This is a genomic window from Mesorhizobium sp. M0048 (assembly GCF_040323405.1).
Classification (GTDB): domain Bacteria; phylum Pseudomonadota; class Alphaproteobacteria; order Rhizobiales; family Rhizobiaceae; genus Mesorhizobium.
Window position 1 is genome coordinate 1 of record NZ_JAMYUV010000043.1, and the last position, 14465, is coordinate 14465.

15 protein-coding genes and 1 pseudogene are annotated in these 14465 nt (G+C 59.9%); 7 read left to right on the forward strand and 9 right to left on the reverse strand.

Annotation, left to right across the window (positions count from 1 at the left end):
* Window positions 1–202: PAS domain-containing protein (locus NKJ84_RS25730; RefSeq protein ID WP_352508770.1), on the reverse strand; the 202-nt coding region annotated here is incomplete at its 3' end.
* A gap of 333 nt (window positions 203–535) precedes the next feature.
* On the opposite strand from NKJ84_RS25730, the gene eglC reads away from it, so the two are divergent.
* The 3 genes from eglC (at window position 536) to NKJ84_RS25745 (ending at window position 5083) form a co-directional block, all read left to right on the forward strand.
* Window positions 536–1927 (forward strand): endo-1,3-1,4-beta-glycanase EglC, encoded by a 1392-nt coding sequence (gene eglC / locus NKJ84_RS25735; RefSeq protein WP_352508771.1) that lies wholly within the window; start codon window positions 536–538, stop codon window positions 1925–1927.
* A gap of 100 nt (window positions 1928–2027) precedes the next feature.
* The gene (locus tag NKJ84_RS25740; RefSeq protein ID WP_352508772.1) at window positions 2028–3773 is read left to right on the forward strand and encodes a type I secretion system permease/ATPase; all 1746 of its coding nucleotides are present in this window, start codon (window positions 2028–2030) and stop codon (window positions 3771–3773) included.
* A complete protein-coding gene (locus tag NKJ84_RS25745; protein WP_352508773.1) occupies window positions 3773–5083 on the forward strand; it encodes an HlyD family type I secretion periplasmic adaptor subunit in 1311 nt (436 codons plus the stop codon). Before NKJ84_RS25740 ends, NKJ84_RS25745 begins: the two co-directional genes overlap by 1 nt.
* Before the next feature lie 123 nt (window positions 5084–5206).
* On the opposite strand, the gene nadE is transcribed toward NKJ84_RS25745, so the two are convergent.
* From nadE to xth, 3 genes are read right to left on the reverse strand one after another with little or no spacing between them, the layout of a single operon-like run.
* The gene (gene nadE, locus NKJ84_RS25750; protein WP_352508774.1) at window positions 5207–6055 is read right to left on the reverse strand and encodes an NAD(+) synthase; all 849 of its coding nucleotides are present in this window, start codon (window positions 6053–6055) and stop codon (window positions 5207–5209) included.
* 20 nt (window positions 6056–6075) lie between these two features.
* Window positions 6076–6903 carry a cysteine hydrolase family protein gene (locus tag NKJ84_RS25755; protein WP_352508775.1) on the reverse strand — a complete coding sequence of 276 codons (828 nt, stop codon included), beginning with the start codon at window positions 6901–6903 and terminating at the stop codon, window positions 6076–6078.
* 15 nt (window positions 6904–6918) lie between these two features.
* Window positions 6919–7695 (reverse strand): exodeoxyribonuclease III, encoded by a 777-nt coding sequence (gene xth / locus NKJ84_RS25760; protein ID WP_352508776.1) that lies wholly within the window; start codon window positions 7693–7695, stop codon window positions 6919–6921.
* A gap of 760 nt (window positions 7696–8455) precedes the next feature.
* Between xth and NKJ84_RS25765 the strand changes: the two genes are divergently transcribed.
* The 3 genes from NKJ84_RS25765 (at window position 8456) to NKJ84_RS25775 (ending at window position 10707) form a co-directional block, all read left to right on the forward strand.
* A complete protein-coding gene (locus NKJ84_RS25765) occupies window positions 8456–8659 on the forward strand; it encodes a CsbD family protein (RefSeq protein ID WP_352478587.1) in 204 nt (67 codons plus the stop codon).
* Window positions 8660–9227: 568 nt separating this feature from the next.
* On the forward strand, window positions 9228–10034 hold the full coding sequence (locus tag NKJ84_RS25770) for a PA3715 family protein (RefSeq protein ID WP_352508777.1): 807 nt from the start codon (window positions 9228–9230) through the stop codon (window positions 10032–10034).
* Between the two features lie 124 nt (window positions 10035–10158).
* Entirely contained in the window at window positions 10159–10707 is a 549-nt protein-coding gene (locus NKJ84_RS25775) for a class I SAM-dependent methyltransferase (protein ID WP_156948240.1), read from the forward strand.
* Between the two features lie 135 nt (window positions 10708–10842).
* On the opposite strand, the gene NKJ84_RS25780 is transcribed toward NKJ84_RS25775, so the two are convergent.
* The 3 genes and pseudogenes from NKJ84_RS25780 to NKJ84_RS25790 all read right to left on the reverse strand — a co-directional run.
* Window positions 10843–11001 carry a hypothetical protein gene (locus NKJ84_RS25780; protein WP_352508778.1) on the reverse strand — a complete coding sequence of 53 codons (159 nt, stop codon included), beginning with the start codon at window positions 10999–11001 and terminating at the stop codon, window positions 10843–10845.
* Between the two features lie 40 nt (window positions 11002–11041).
* Entirely contained in the window at window positions 11042–11275 is a 234-nt protein-coding gene (locus tag NKJ84_RS25785; protein WP_352508779.1) for a DUF6429 family protein, read from the reverse strand.
* A 164-nt stretch (window positions 11276–11439) separates the two neighbouring features.
* Window positions 11440–11624 (reverse strand): annotated as a pseudogene (locus NKJ84_RS25790) (inositol monophosphatase family protein); the annotation flags it as partial.
* A 323-nt stretch (window positions 11625–11947) separates the two neighbouring features.
* Between NKJ84_RS25790 and NKJ84_RS25795 the strand changes: the two are divergent.
* Window positions 11948–13534 (forward strand): adenylate/guanylate cyclase domain-containing protein, encoded by a 1587-nt coding sequence (locus NKJ84_RS25795; RefSeq protein ID WP_352508780.1) that lies wholly within the window; start codon window positions 11948–11950, stop codon window positions 13532–13534.
* Between the two features lie 142 nt (window positions 13535–13676).
* Here the strand turns inward: NKJ84_RS25795 and NKJ84_RS25800 are convergent, their stop codons facing one another.
* Together NKJ84_RS25800 and NKJ84_RS25805 are read right to left on the reverse strand one after the other, a co-directional pair.
* Window positions 13677–14072 carry a type II toxin-antitoxin system VapC family toxin gene (locus tag NKJ84_RS25800; RefSeq protein ID WP_352508781.1) on the reverse strand — a complete coding sequence of 132 codons (396 nt, stop codon included), beginning with the start codon at window positions 14070–14072 and terminating at the stop codon, window positions 13677–13679.
* On the reverse strand, window positions 14072–14317 hold the full coding sequence (locus NKJ84_RS25805) for a type II toxin-antitoxin system VapB family antitoxin (protein ID WP_352508782.1): 246 nt from the start codon (window positions 14315–14317) through the stop codon (window positions 14072–14074). Before NKJ84_RS25805 ends, NKJ84_RS25800 begins: the two co-directional genes overlap by 1 nt.
* Window positions 14318–14465 lie beyond the last annotated feature (148 nt).

The following is a 14465-nucleotide window of genomic DNA, read 5'->3' on the forward strand; positions in this document are numbered from 1 at the left end:
TGGCGGCTGTCAGGCCTGACAGTTTCTCGAATTCCGGATTGGCGTAGACCACGCGCTCTTCACCGGCAAGGTCCGAAACGGCTATGGCGATCGGCACCTGGTCAAGGAATTTCTTGAACTGTTCGCTTTCGAGTGCTGTTGCAAGGTCAGGTGTATCAAGCAGCTGCTCGACCGCCTGAGCCTTCTCTGAATCCGATGTCATTTGCGCGCCTGTTCTGTGCGGATGATATCAACAATGCGGCGCGCCTGCCATCGCCAAAACTGGAGCTGCATCTCACGTTTCGCATCATGCATCTGACAACAAGCCCTGCGTCGCATAACGGCCGCACGTCTGACATTGCGGCCGGCCGAAGCAGAGCGGCAAGGCCCGGCTGCAATCCTGGTGCCCTGAACGTTCAGGCGGGCCCTCGCTGCGTTGCCCATTAAAGTTCTGGTAACTCTCTCAAGTCGGGAGCCAAATGTTACTGGCTCGTCTTGTCCTCCAAAGGTAGCCTGATGTCGAGGCGAGACAGGCGAGACAAAGGAGAAGAACTAAATGGCCACCGTATTGAACGCCAAGGGTGTGCCACTCCCCTACAGCGGGTCCTCGGTAAAGTGGTATTCGGCGACGAATTCGGGCCCGCTACTTTATGGCAGCATCTACAACGACTCGATGTACGCCGACGGCGGCGTTGCCGTCACAATGTATGGCGGCAAGGGCGATGACATCTATTATCTGTATTCATCCAAAAACAAGGCGGTCGAGCTGCCCAACGAGGGTATCGATACCATCTCGACCTGGATGAGCTACAAGCTCCCGGCCAATTTCGAGAACCTGACGGTCACCGGGGACAAACACTTTGCTTTCGGAAACGAGCTAAGCAACATCATTACCGGCGGCTCCGGCCAACAGACGCTCGACAGCCTCCGGGGAGACGACGTTCTCAAGGGCGGGTCCGGGGCCGACATTTTTGTTGTGACCCCCGGGAATGGCAGTGACCTGATCCTCGACTTTGGCGCCGACGATACAGCGCGCGTCGGAAGCTACGGCTTCACCTCCTTCGAAGAAGTGCACGCCAACATGGTGCAAACTGGAGCGAACGTCCGACTCAACCTGTCCGAAAACGAGTTTCTCGTGTTCGCCAACAAGACCATCGACCAGTTCACCCCAGGCCAGTTCGATCTTGCCCTGGACAGGTCGCATCTGGAACTCACCTTTTCGGACGAGTTCAACACGCTGGACCTGTGGAATGGCTCGAGTGGCACCTGGGATTCGAACTTCTGGTGGGGTGCCCCGAATGGCAGCTCGCTCACGAGCAACAAGGAGCTTCAATGGTATATCGACACCAACTACGCTCCGACGCGTTCCGTTAACCCCTTCAGCATCGAGGATGGTGTTCTTACGATTACCGCCGCCCGGGCTCCCGCGGCTATCCAGCCCGACATAGACAATTACAAATACACGTCAGGTTTGCTGACGACCTATGAATCGTTCGCGCAGACCTACGGCTATTTCGAAATTCGGGCCGACATGCCCGAAAAGCAAGGTGTGTGGCCGGCCTTCTGGCTGCTGCCGGCAGACGGCTCCTGGCCACCGGAACTGGACGTCGTGGAGATGCTCGGCCAGGATCCAGGCAAGCTCATTATGACAAGCCACTCGAACGAGACGGGAACTCATACGACAGTGTCCTCGACGGCCTTTGCCGCCGATACGGGAGGGTTCCACACGTACGGGGTGCTGTGGACGGAAGACGAACTCGTCTGGTATTTCGATGATGTGGAAGTTGCCCGTGCCGCAACCCCTTCCGACATGCACGATCCCATGTATATGCTGGTCGATCTGGCAGTCGGTGGTCTCGCGGGGGCGCCTGCCGACGGGCTTGCGACACCTGCGGAGATGCAGATCGACTACATCCACGCCTACGCGCTGAACGATTGGCTTATCTAGGCGCGGCGCCTGACTGCGGCGGTATGTAGACGTTGTCATCGAGCCTGATTTCGGGCACGATCCTTGCGCGTGGGACCGAACTGAAACCGATGTGAAGGCGATGTCGTATTCCCATTCGTCCGAGCCGCCGCGAACAACGCTCGCTGCGGTTTTGGCCTCTTTCCGCCGCGCGATCGCTGGAATCGCCCTGATTAGCGGTGTCGTCAATGTTCTGGCGCTGACCGGCTCGTTCTTCATGCTGCAGGTCTATGATCGGGTCATACCCGGCCGCAGTGTGCCGACACTCATCGGACTTGCTGTGTTTGCCGGCACGCTTTTCGTCTTTCAGGGTGTTCTTGAACTAATCCGGTCGCGGCTGCTTGTACACATCGGCATGGCGCTGGACGCGCGGTTGAGCGGGCAAGTGTATACCGCCCTTATGCGTTTGCCGTTGCGCACCAAGCTCCCAGGCGACGGCCTTCAGTCTTTGCGGGATCTTGATCAGGTTCGTTCGTTTCTGTCGAGCACTGGTCCGACAGCGCTTTTCGACCTGCCCTGGATGCCGCTGTATTTGATAATTTGCTTCCTGTTCCATTTTTGGATCGGCATGACGGCGCTGGCCGGCGCCATCGTTCTCGCCAGCCTGACTCTGCTTGCCGAAGTTCGCACGAGGGAGCCGGCGAAGAGGGCAAACAGCCAGGCGGCGGCGCGCAATACGCTTGCGGAGGCGACGCGCCGCAATGCAGAGGCTCTGCAGGCGATGGGCTTTGGCGCGCGCATTGCCGAGCGCTGGGCAGGCGTCAACGCCGATTATCTCAACACGAACGCAACAGCCAGCGACCTGGCTGGGACGCTCGGGACGATCTCGAAGGTCCTGCGCATGATGCTGCAGTCGGGTATACTGGCGATCGGCGCCTATCTGGTCATTCATCAGGAAGCGACAGCCGGTATTATGATCGCCAGTTCGATTATGATGAGCCGGGCGCTCGCACCGGTCGAACTGGCTATCGCCCATTGGAAGGGCTTTGTCAGTGCTCGCCAGGCATGGACCCGGCTGAGCCAGCTTTTGGCCATGCTTCCCCAGACCGCCACGAGTGTCTCGCTGCCCGCGCCGGTATCTGCTCTTGCCGTCGAAAGCATCAGCGTCACGCCACCCGGCGAGCGGCGTGTGGTTGTGCAGGATGTCGGGTTCGCGCTGGAAAAGGGTGCCGGCCTCGGCGTCGTCGGACCGAGCGCGTCTGGAAAATCTTCACTTGTCCGGGCAATCGCCGGAATATGGCTCCCCATCCGGGGAACGGTCAGGCTCGATGGCGCGACCCTCGACCAATGGTCGCCGGAAGAGCTCGGCAACCACATCGGCTATCTGCCGCAGGATGTGCAGCTGTTTGATGGCACCATAGCCGAGAACATCGCGCGCTTCGAATCTCGCCCCCCGTCGGACAAGATACTGGCGGCTGCGCAAGCCGCCGGCGTTCACGATCTCGTCGTCCATCTGCCTGAAGGTTACGAAACTCGCATCGGCGAGGCTGGGGCGGCGCTTTCAGCGGGCCAGAGACAGCGAGTTGCACTCGCACGAGCCCTCTACGGCGACCCGTTCCTCGTGATTCTGGACGAGCCCAATTCCAACCTCGATGCAGAAGGGGAGGCCGCGCTGGCGGCGGCAATTGAAGAAGTGCGGGCGCGAGGCGGTATTGCTGTGGTGGTTGCGCATCGGCCGAGCGCGCTTGCAAGCCTGGATCAGGTCCTTGTCATGGCAAACGGCCGTGTCCAGGCGTTTGGGCCCAAGAATGAGGTCCTGGGGAAGGTAACCCGCCCGGGAGGCGTTCCTCTGAAGGTCGTCTCCGGCCCTGAGGAGGCGACACAGTGATGACGCAATACGCGGCGCCCGCGATCGATCGGACCATTCGCCGCTATCTGTTCGGTGGTGTCGCGGTGTGCGTGCTTCTGGTTGGTGGGGCGGGAAGCCTGGCCGCGGTCACGGAGCTTTCCGGAGCCGTCATTGCTTCGGGAAGGCTGGTCGTCGATTCCAGCGTTAAAAAGGTGCAGCATCCAACGGGTGGCGTCGTCGGTCAAATCCTCGTTCGAGAAGGCGATGCCGTGAAGGCGGGCCAGGTCTTGATCCGTCTCGATGAAACCGTCACCCGGGCGAATTTAGCCATCGTCATCAAGAGCCTGGACGAATTCGAGGCCCGGCTGGCCCGCCTCGAAGCCGAGCGCGATGGCAATGACGCCATCGCCTTCCCAGCTTCGCTGAGCTCGCGGCAGGGCGATCCTGAGATCCGGCGTGCGATGGGAGGCGAGCAATCCCTGTTCGAGTTTCGTCGCCAGGCACGCGCTGGCCAGAAGGCTCAGTTGGAAGAGCGCATTGCTCAGCTCAGCGAGGAGGTTTCCGGTCTGACCGAGCAAAGGGATGCTAAAAGCCAGGAAATCAAGCTGATCGGGCTTGAGCTCGACGGGCTGCGCAAGCTCTGGCACCGCAAGCTGGTTTCAATCGATCGCATAACGACACTTGAGCGTGATGCAGTCCGGCTTGAAGGCGAGCATGGCAAGCTGACTGCGGCAATCGCGCAATCGAAGGGTCATACGTCCGAAATCCGTTTGCAGATCATTCAGATCGACCAGGATTTGCGCAGCGAGGTGGCAACCGAACTCCGCGACGTCCAGGCAAAGCTCGCCGAGTTGGTTGAGCAAAAGGTCTCCGCCGAAGATCAACTCAGGCGTATCGATATACGCAGCCCGCAAACTGGCGTCGTCCATCAGCTTGGCGTGCATACGGTCGGCGGCGTTATATCTGCCGGAGAGCTCATCATGCAGATTGTCCCTGTGACAGACGACCTGACCGTGGAAGCGCGTGTGGCACCGCAAGACATCGATCAGCTGACACCAAGGCAGAGCGCAACCTTGCGGCTTTCGGCTTTCAACCAGCGGATAACGCCTGAGCTAAATGGTGTAGTCAGTGAGATCTCCCCCGATCTCAGCATCGATGAGCGAAGCGGCACGAGCTTCTATACCGTGCGGGTCACACTGCCGCGCACAGAGCTTACACGGCTGAAAGGCCTAACCTTGGCGCCCGGCATGCCTGTCGAGGTGTTCTTCTCGACCGGCAGCCGGACAATGCTGTCTTACCTCGTGAAACCTTTGGAAGATCAAATCCAGCGGGCATTCAGGGAGGAGTGAGTTCGCGCGCCGGCCTCGGCCATACGTGCCGACACTCTCGACCGCATGACCGCATGCGGAGCGGAAAGAGCAACGCATCGCTCCAGCGGAAGTTAAGCCCATCGGTCCCGTATGTTGAGACGGCTATTGCCAATGCGCCAATGCCGAACTCGTCATGGCACTCGTTGTGACCGGAGGCGCTCGCTTATGGGCTGTGCTGGAGTGCGCGTGAAGTATCCGCCGGCGCGCCGCTTCGTTGATTTCCCGGCCTTCTAGGAAGTCGTCAATCTGATCGTATGTGAGACCATATGCATCTTCGTCAGGCCGAAGCGGGACGAGGTTCTCCAGGTCGGCGGTCGGGATCTTCTCAACAAGTTCAGGCGGAGCGCCCAGATGCGCTGCCAAGGCGCGAACCCTGCGTTTGTTCAACCCGGAAAGAGGAAGAATGTCGGCGGCACCGTCACCGAACTTGGTGAAGAAACCCATCAAGGCCTCAGCCGCATGGTCGGTGCCGATGACCAGCCCGCGCGTGGCGCCGGCGAGCGTGAACTGGGCGATCATGCGTTGACGCGCCTTGATGTTGCCAAGCAAGAAATCCTCGCGGCCGGCATCGCCAAGCTCGACCCCAGCCAGCTTGATCGAATCCAGCATCGCGTCGGCAGCCGGCTTGATGTCGACCCGGTGCAATTCATCCGCCGCTATGGTGTCCAAGGCCCGCTGGGCATCATGCTCGTCCGCCTGGGTGCCGTACGGGAGACGAACGGCCAGGAATGTAGCGTCGTATCCTGTCATTCGCAGTTCCTCGACGGCGCGTTGAGCCAGAAGAGCGGCGGTGAGTGAATCCACTCCGCCGCTGATCCCCAGCACATAGGTGCTTAGGCCCGATGCACGCAGATAGGTGCTGAGAAAGTCCATGCGCCGGCGCGCTTCCAGCGCGACGTCGAAGCTCGCAGTGACGCCCAACGCTTCGATAATCATTTCCTGTTCTGTCATTCGCCGAGGTGCTCCCGATGTCACAACATTCTGTCCAGTCGAGCGGCCAGGAGGTCGGCGGTGGTCACTGTCTCGACCTGCATACCGTAGCGGCTCTCATAGATCGCCAGCATGGCATCGTGGGTCGAGTCAGCTCCGGAACATACCGCGTCAGCGACGATGATCACCCGGTAGCCGAAATCGATGGCTCCCATCACAGAGGCGAGCACGCAGACCTCCGTCTCCGCGCCCGACACGATCAGTGAATCAATTCCCGCAGACCGCAGGCGAGCATGCAGTGAACCGTGCCAAACGGACATGACAGGTTTGTCCTCCAACAAAGCGGGCGGCACGAAGCGCGCCAGTTCCGGAACAAGATCAATCAGCTGAGGATCAAGCCTATTACGGGTCATCGTCTCCCATTTTTGATAGTAGCGTCTCCAGGCGCCGCCTACGTCGTTAGGAGATCGAGGGGGAATAAACCGGGTGAATATCGTCCGCGCCGGGTCCAATTCGACGAGGGCGACGACATTGGGCAATACGCGCTCCATCCACGGCGTGTGCCATTGCGTCGGTTCGGCAAACATCCGTTGCATGTCGACACAGAGGTGAACCCAGCGCTCACGAAGCGGTCCAAACCGCAGGCCTTCGTCCAATTTCGTCAATGCCGGACCGCTTTCCTGGCAGTGCTCTGCGCCTCGGACTGTTCCAGACCAGCCACGATCTTTGCTTCCTTGCCATCCGTGGCTTGGCAGCAGGAGCGGAGCTGCCCCTAGGTTATCCTGTTTGGCGGTTCCCCCGCTCGACTCCTTTCGCCGCCCACACACAAAGAGATTTTGTTGATCGACGTGGTCATCCAATTCGACCATTTGTATTCCTCGCAGTCAATTGAGCTCGATCCAGGCCGGCGCATGGTCGCTTGGCTTCTCCCACCTGCGAAGCTCGACGTCCACGCCAGCATTGCGCAGCCGGTCGGAAAGGGAGGGGCTCACCAGGAGATGGTCCATTCGCAGGCCGGAACTCCGATCGTAGCCGCCACGGTAAGAGAAGTTCCAATAGGTGTAGATGCCCTTCTCCGGATGGATGCGCCGCACGGCATCCATCCAGCCAGCTTGGAGCATTTTGGCGTAGGCCCGCCTGCTCTGCGGGAAATAGACCGCATCGCCCAGCCATCGGCTCGGCACCACGGCGTCGATCGGGGTTGGAACGACGTTAAAGTCGCCGCAGAGAACACTTGGCACCCGGTCCTGGAGCAAGTGCTGGCCGTAGCTGATGAGACGATCGAACCAGCGCAGCTTGTAGTCGAACTTTGGGCCAGGCGCTGGATTGCCATTGGGCAGGTAAAGACAGCCCACGACGATCCCATCCACCTCGGCCTCGATATAGCGGCTGTGGGTATCGTCGGGATCCCCGGGCAGGCCGCGTCGACGTTCCATCGGCTCGATTCCGCGAGCGAGGATTGCAACACCGTTGTAGGATTTCTGACCGTGCCAGATCGCGCCGTAGCCCGCCTCCCTGATCGCGTCGGCAGGAAACTTGTCGTCTGACGTCTTCAATTCCTGCAGGCACACAATGTTGTAGTCAGTTTCGCCCAACCACCTCAGGAGCACAGGTAGTCGGCCGTTGATACCGTTCACATTAAAGGTGGCGATGCGGGTCATGTGAATGCCCTCTCATGACTACTGGCGGCAGTCGGCGCACAGGGCAACGTGGCCTATGCCCCTTCGCTGAACCTCGAGCTTTTGTCGCCAATTTCGCCGGCGTCCTGTGCGGCCCAGGCTCACTCCTTGCCCAGCTTATCTTCGGCCTTCTTGCGATTGTTGCCGAGCGACTTCACCGCCGATTTGAGGTCGGCTTTGCTAGCGCCGGTTTTGCTTTGCGTCGTAGTTCATGTCGTGGTCGTGCCCACCAGCGACCCTTTACCCGGTCCTGGTTGCGTCCACGCGTTGTGCCAGTGTTCGCCATTTCCATCTTCAACAATTGCCATTCCAGTTACCAGACAACGCGGCCGGACTCTTCCGGTTCAATCCGGCGACGCGCGTGGTGCCAGCTCCCCGGCAAGGGTATCGAATGAGCCCATGTATTCGGATCCGGCATGTCACTACCGCGGGGCGGCCTAGCGGCCCGAAGGCCTGGGAGGACTATTTCGACCTGGATGATCTTGCGCAGGACAGCCGTGCTCCTCTCGCTCAACACGTCACGCTCCGCTCGTTGTTTGCGTTCGCCCACGGCGCTGCATCACCTGGCGACGTGTAGGAAAGGGCCTTCGTCTGGGAGGTCGACGCGTACCCAAAAGGCCCACCATCTCCTAATTGGCGCCGTCACCTTCCCAACTGGAGACTTGAACATCAGAGATCTTCGTCCCGGAACTCCCAGGCCAGACGACCGTTTCGCTTTGTGTGATACAATGGAGGATATGTCATGGACTGGAATCGCGTCGAAGGAAATTGGAAGCAGGTCAAGGGTAAGATCAAGGAACAGTGGGGTAAACTTACCGATGATGATCTTGATCGCATCGCTGGCAATCGCGATCAGCTCGAAGGCAAGATCCAGGAACGATATGGTATCGAAAAGGACCGTGTTCGGCAGGATATTGACGACTGGTATGACCGGCAAGTCTGGTAGGATCACATTAGGCAGCCATTTACAAGAAGAGGCGCTGTTTACTTAACGGCGCTCATTGTTGCGCTGGCGGTTGCAAAGCCAGAGCCAGCTCGTGTTGAGACGGCCTGAGGTCTGACCGGCTGCCGTCGGGCCTCCCGTGATAATGTCATAGGCGCGAGCGTGGCCGATATTAAGTTCTCCGGGCGGCGGACCTGATGTCCGCTCAGCCGGCGCCTCCACGCTCCCCAGCCCCAAAGGGGCGCCGGCTAATCTCGGCCGCAGCAATTACCACTTGCACCGACAACATGCAGCCAAATCCAGAATCGACAGCAAGTAGCCCAGCAGCCTTCACCAACATCTTTTGGGCGTTCTCGTCGAAGTGGCTGGCCTCGCCTCGAAGGATTCGGCAGTCAGTGCCGGATCTTGGAGTCTCAAACGAACTCTCTCGACTCAGCATTTCATTGACGTGGCGTTAGCCGCGGCTTCCGCGCACCCCTGTGCGCCGCCAGCAATGTCGCGTAGACATGCCTGCCCGCATCCGCCGCGACGTGAGATCCTCATGCGAATACGGTCTCGTGCCCTCTTCTTTTTGCTCGGCCTCGCCTCCGCCGGCCTGTCGCCCGCCCGAGCCGCGGCGGGCGATTGCGGCGATGCCGCCGCCCTGGTGCAGCAGGCCTATCCCAAGGCCCGAAAGAGCGCCGACGGCACCTCGTTCACGCTTGAACCTCATACTAGCATCACCTCAACGCTCCAGGAGAGCGAAGCGCCATTTGGCCTGGTCTGCAAGATATGGCCAGCCCATGACGACCTGCTGTTGGTCGCGGTGCCGCTGATCGACACCGCAAACGCCGACCACCTACATGTCGGCGATATCGAGCTTCTGGTCGTCGACAGGAAGAGCCTGCGGGTGCGCCAGCGCCTGCTCCAGCCCGGTCTGATGACCGATAACGCGATTGTCATCGAGGAGGTGGAATTCGACACCGGCCGTTATGCACTGGCCCCCAGTGTCACCGCATTCGGCCTGCGCATCGAAATGGCAAACCATTCGCAGGCTACTCCCTTCACTGAAACCGACCTGCGGCTCTATGCCGTCGCCAGCGATGCGCTGCGCTTGGTGCTCGACGGCCTCGTGGTGGCCGGCTCTGGCGGCGATAGCGATGCCAGTTGCGCCGGATCCTTTCATTCCAGCCAGGTCAGCCTGGCGATGAGTCCGGCGCGCCACCACGGCTATCGTGACATCATTGCGGTCGAGCGGTCGAATACCGACAATCCCTCCCCCGACCAGAATGGCGAATGCCAGTCCCATCCCGGCAAGCCTGTGAAGCGGACCTACCGGCTGCGCTATGACGGCAGCCGCTACGCGGTTCTCGCGGCACTCAAGGTGATGGGGTTGTGACGCCGCCGCACACGTCCTTGCCTTGGTTCGTCAAGGTGATCAATTCCAGTTGAAAGGGTATCGACCGTTAATTCTCTCGTGGTAGGAGGCGCTCAAGGGGGCTCTTCCCAAAGGAGCTGATGATTTGTGGTGGTCAAGATTCAAAAGGGGTTTTGCAGGAACGTGGGACGACAGACTTGACGGGCTATTCTCCGCAAAGGTCGACTACGCCGGAAAATCCATTCTCGATGTTGGCTGCAATATGGGTGTTGTCGCCTATGAGATATCCAAGCTGAAACCCAGTTCGATCCATGGGATCGACATTGCCAAGCCGCATATCGAGACTGCAAAGATGTTGTTGAGCGGCTCCCCGGTACATGCCCGGTTCGATCGCCTGAATCTTGGCAGCCGGCGCCTCGGCAATATCCTTCTACCGAAATACGATATCGTCCTGCTGCTGGCCGTCTATCAGCACATGCAGCGCAACATCGGCCCAGGCAAGGCGCGAAGGGTGCTTTCCAATATTGTGAGGCGCACCTCAAACGTCGTTGCCCGCGTTCCACCTGGAACGGATGGCGAATTCATCGAAACGCTTTCTGACGAGGGGTTCCAGGTCAAGAGCACTCACACATCGCCCCTTGGTAGTCATGTGCTCGTGCTTGAGAAACCTGCCTTCGGAAATCCGCAGCCATAGAGATTTCGCATCGCCAGTGGCAATCTGCCCCACTAACATCCCATGTGTCAGCAGCGGCATAGACCCGCTGCTGGCTGCAACTCAGCGCGTTGGGCGCCGATTCGCCGGGAGAGCAGCTCGCGGCTGGACTTCGCGTCAATGCCGTTGACGTTTGAGGGTCGCGGCTGCGGTGTTATCTGCCACTGCCTTGACAGACAGAATGCCCCCGTTGGCGTAGGTGACTGGCCGCCATGGCGAGAACATCGCCGTCCCGCCTGGGGTCAGCGCGCCGCCGGTGTCGAAAAATTCAGCCATGTGCGCTATCAGCTCGCAGGCGCCCGTCCAGCGCTCTGGCTCAGGGCGCCGGGCGAGTGAACAGGGTTCGGAATAGCTCCTCAGCACGCCGCAGTCCTTCATCCGTCAGAACCACTGACTTCGCCTTGTTTGCCGGATTCGCGATCAGCCCCTTCTCGTGCAAGCGATCCAGGGCATTCCAATCCAACCCCTTCCAGGCGCGCCTCTCTTCATGCAGCGTCAGCCAAAGCAGGCCCATAACGGCATCGTCGATCTTGTCGGTGTCGATCTCCATGCAAGCAGTTTAACACGCGAAAGCGCCGCTGCCACGATCCACACCTTAGGGTTATTTCTCGCGCAACGGTTCGACCGAAAATAAATGTTTCACCTAGGCGTCGCATGCGCGACGGCGTCATTTGGGGGGACGAGCCAGGATGGGATCCGAGTTCATCATGGTGGCTAACGGCCGTGGCAGCCCTTGCCGCTGGCAATGAAATGCGGATTGGCGAAATCCTCGTCGTCGCTCCGGTTGCGCTGCAGGCGAGCGGCTGACCGTCCAGCGTACGGGTCATGCCGCCGGCAGCGCGCAGTACCGCGTCACCCGCCGCAGGGTCCCATTCCATAGTGCGGCCGAAGCGCGGATACGTTTGCGGGACGCTTTCTTTTCCGACGTGCTCTCTCCAGCCGCAGAAGTCTCAATCTTGCCAGACGTGAATTTTTGACCCCTGAGCGGTTATCGCGGAGCGCATTCGGGCCACAGCCGACTTTGCGACATCCCCTTCACCGATTCACTGCCGTCTCGCGCCAGAAAGCGAAATCCTCTGTGAGAGCCGGGGCTTAGCACCAACTGCTCAAGGTCGGTCCGACGCTGCAGGGCTGACGTGTTTTCATCGAGCCAAGACTGACTCTGGTACCGTGCCGGGAATGAGCTATAGTTCACATACTAAGACGGCCGGGCGCTTGGACAATGGCTGGACTGGGTGAACAGATTGCGCGTCAGCAGCGCACCATGGGACCGCTCCTGGTGGCGGCAGTGGTCATCGGCCTTATCGGTCTGCCCGTCGCAGCCTGGCTCGACCTCCGAGACCTGTCGGAACGGATGCTGCGCAGGCAAGCCAGCGAAATCAGCCGGATCATCGACGAAATGCGCGGATTCTACGGCAGCGACGTCGTGGGACGCGTGCTGCAGGCAGACGGCGCCGTGACTGCGACGCACAACTACCGGGACGTGCCCGGTGCGATCCCTATTCCAGCAACCCTCTCGATCGAACTCGGCAAGCGCATTAGCGCTCACGACGGGTCGGTCAAATATCGGTTCGTCTCGGATCTGCCTTTCAAAGGTCGCGCGCCCCACCAGCTCGATGCGTTCGAGCGGAATGCAATCTTGGCTTTGCGCGCCAACCCGAAGGAGCCGATCATCGAAGTCTCGGGCTCACTGTTTGACCGGCAGGTCCGCGCCGCGGCCCCTGTCATAATGGGACAAGTGTGCGTGACATGCCATAACTCACACCCGGATAGCCCCAAGACGGACTGGAAGGTAGGGGATGTCCGAGGGATCCAGGAGATATCAGTCAATCAGCCTATTGCTGCGAATGTGCTGACCTTCAAGTATCTGCTCCTATATTTCGGTTTCGCGGCGGCGGCGGGCCTGACGTTCATTCTCCTGCAGCGTCGGCAGTCGGCGTTGATTCAGGGCATCAACAAGGAGCTTTCGGAGGCAAACGACTTCCTGGCCGCGATCTCATTGAAGATCGCCAAATACCTTTCGCCTCAAATTTACAAAAGCATCTTCAGTGGCCAGAAGGACGTCACCATCGCGACCGAGCGCAAGAAGCTCACGATCTTTTTCTCCGACGTCAAGGATTTCACCGCGATCGTGGAACGGCTCCAGCCCGAGGACTTGACGCTTCTCCTCAACGAGTACTTCACCGAGATGTCGACGATCGCGCTCAAACACGGCGGCACCGTCGACAAGTTCATCGGCGACGCACTTCTTGTGTTCTTCGGAGACCCCGAGACGCAAGGCATCGAGGAAGACGCAAGGGCCTGCTTGCGCATGGCTGTCGACATGCAGCGTCGGCTGGAGCAGTTGAACAGGGTGTGGCATGACCGCGGAGTTGAACGGCCCTTCCGAGCTCGCATGGGCATCAACACAGGCTATTGCAATGTCGGGAACTTCGGTTCCGATGATCGGATGGACTACACGATCATTGGAGCCGAGGCGAACTTGGCGGCCCGTCTGCAGTCGATTGCCGAGCCCGGCGGCATCTGCCTCAGCTATGAGACTTACGCGCTCGTGCGCGACCTTGTCCGGGCGCGTCCATTAGCACCGATTGCGATGAAGGGGATCAGCCGGGAGGTTGTCCCCTACGAAGTCGAGGGCCTCCTAGGTGAGCTCGCCCAGCGTCCTCAGGTCATCAGCGAGCACGCGACTGGCCTCGACTTGTTCCTCGATGTTGAGGCAATCGACGAGAACGGGGTCGAGCGGGCGAAGAAACGACTTTCGGAGGCGCTCCTGGCCTTATCCATCCGAACCAAGCCCGCCGCATTTTAGGTTCTTGAACGTGATGCAATCTGGACCGTGGAACGGGCAACCTACTTTCTGTTCGGTGACAGTCGGCTAACCCGTAGGACTAATGGGGAGCGCGACAAACCAGTAAGCGACGCTTGTGCTCTGCGTCGCGAGACTGTGGCACTCACGCCGCCTCGATGTCGGTCTGCGGAAAGTCGGCGCCTTTGAACATTAATGGCTGGTCAAAATGCCGGGCACAAGCATAGGCGAAACAGTCACCAAAGTTTAACCGCGCCGGGTGCCGGCCCTTGCCGAAGCGATCGAAAGCCTCGAGCGCGAGGCGAGCCGTATTCGGCGGCACCGCGACCATGTCAATCTCCATCAATGAGAGATAGCTTTCGACGGCCTCAGCCGCCTCGCTGATTGCCAAGTCCAAGACTCTCGCGACCGCGATTGCAGCCTCCCATACCGCAAGTGGCGAGGTCAGCCGCTTTCTGGTCTGCTGCATGCGTGCAAGGAGTTCGCGCGCATCATCCTCGTTGGTCATCAGCGCCGTCAGAGCCGAGGCGTCGATGAACATCAGTCATTCTCGTACAGGCTGTCGCGAAACGCCTTGTCGGCGGGCTTGCCCTGATCGGGCTTGCCCCGGGCTCGCAGATCACGACAGAACCTGACGCCGATCTCCACCAGGGACGGTCTAGCCTGTTCGCGCTCAAGCTCATGCGTGAGCGCGGCATGGACGGCCTCTGTCAGACCAGTCCTCTTAAGCGCGGCGACCCGGCGGGCCAGCGCGTCGGTCTCGGGATTCTTGATGTGGAACGCCATCACTCGCTCGTATAGCCGTTCAAGTGTACCGGTATATAGCAATTTGGATACACCGTGTGAAGGCTCCGCCAGCAGCGACCGGACGCGAAGCGAATCGGCCACGCCAGGCTGGATAGGGATCGTCCCATTGTGCTTACAGATCTCGAGC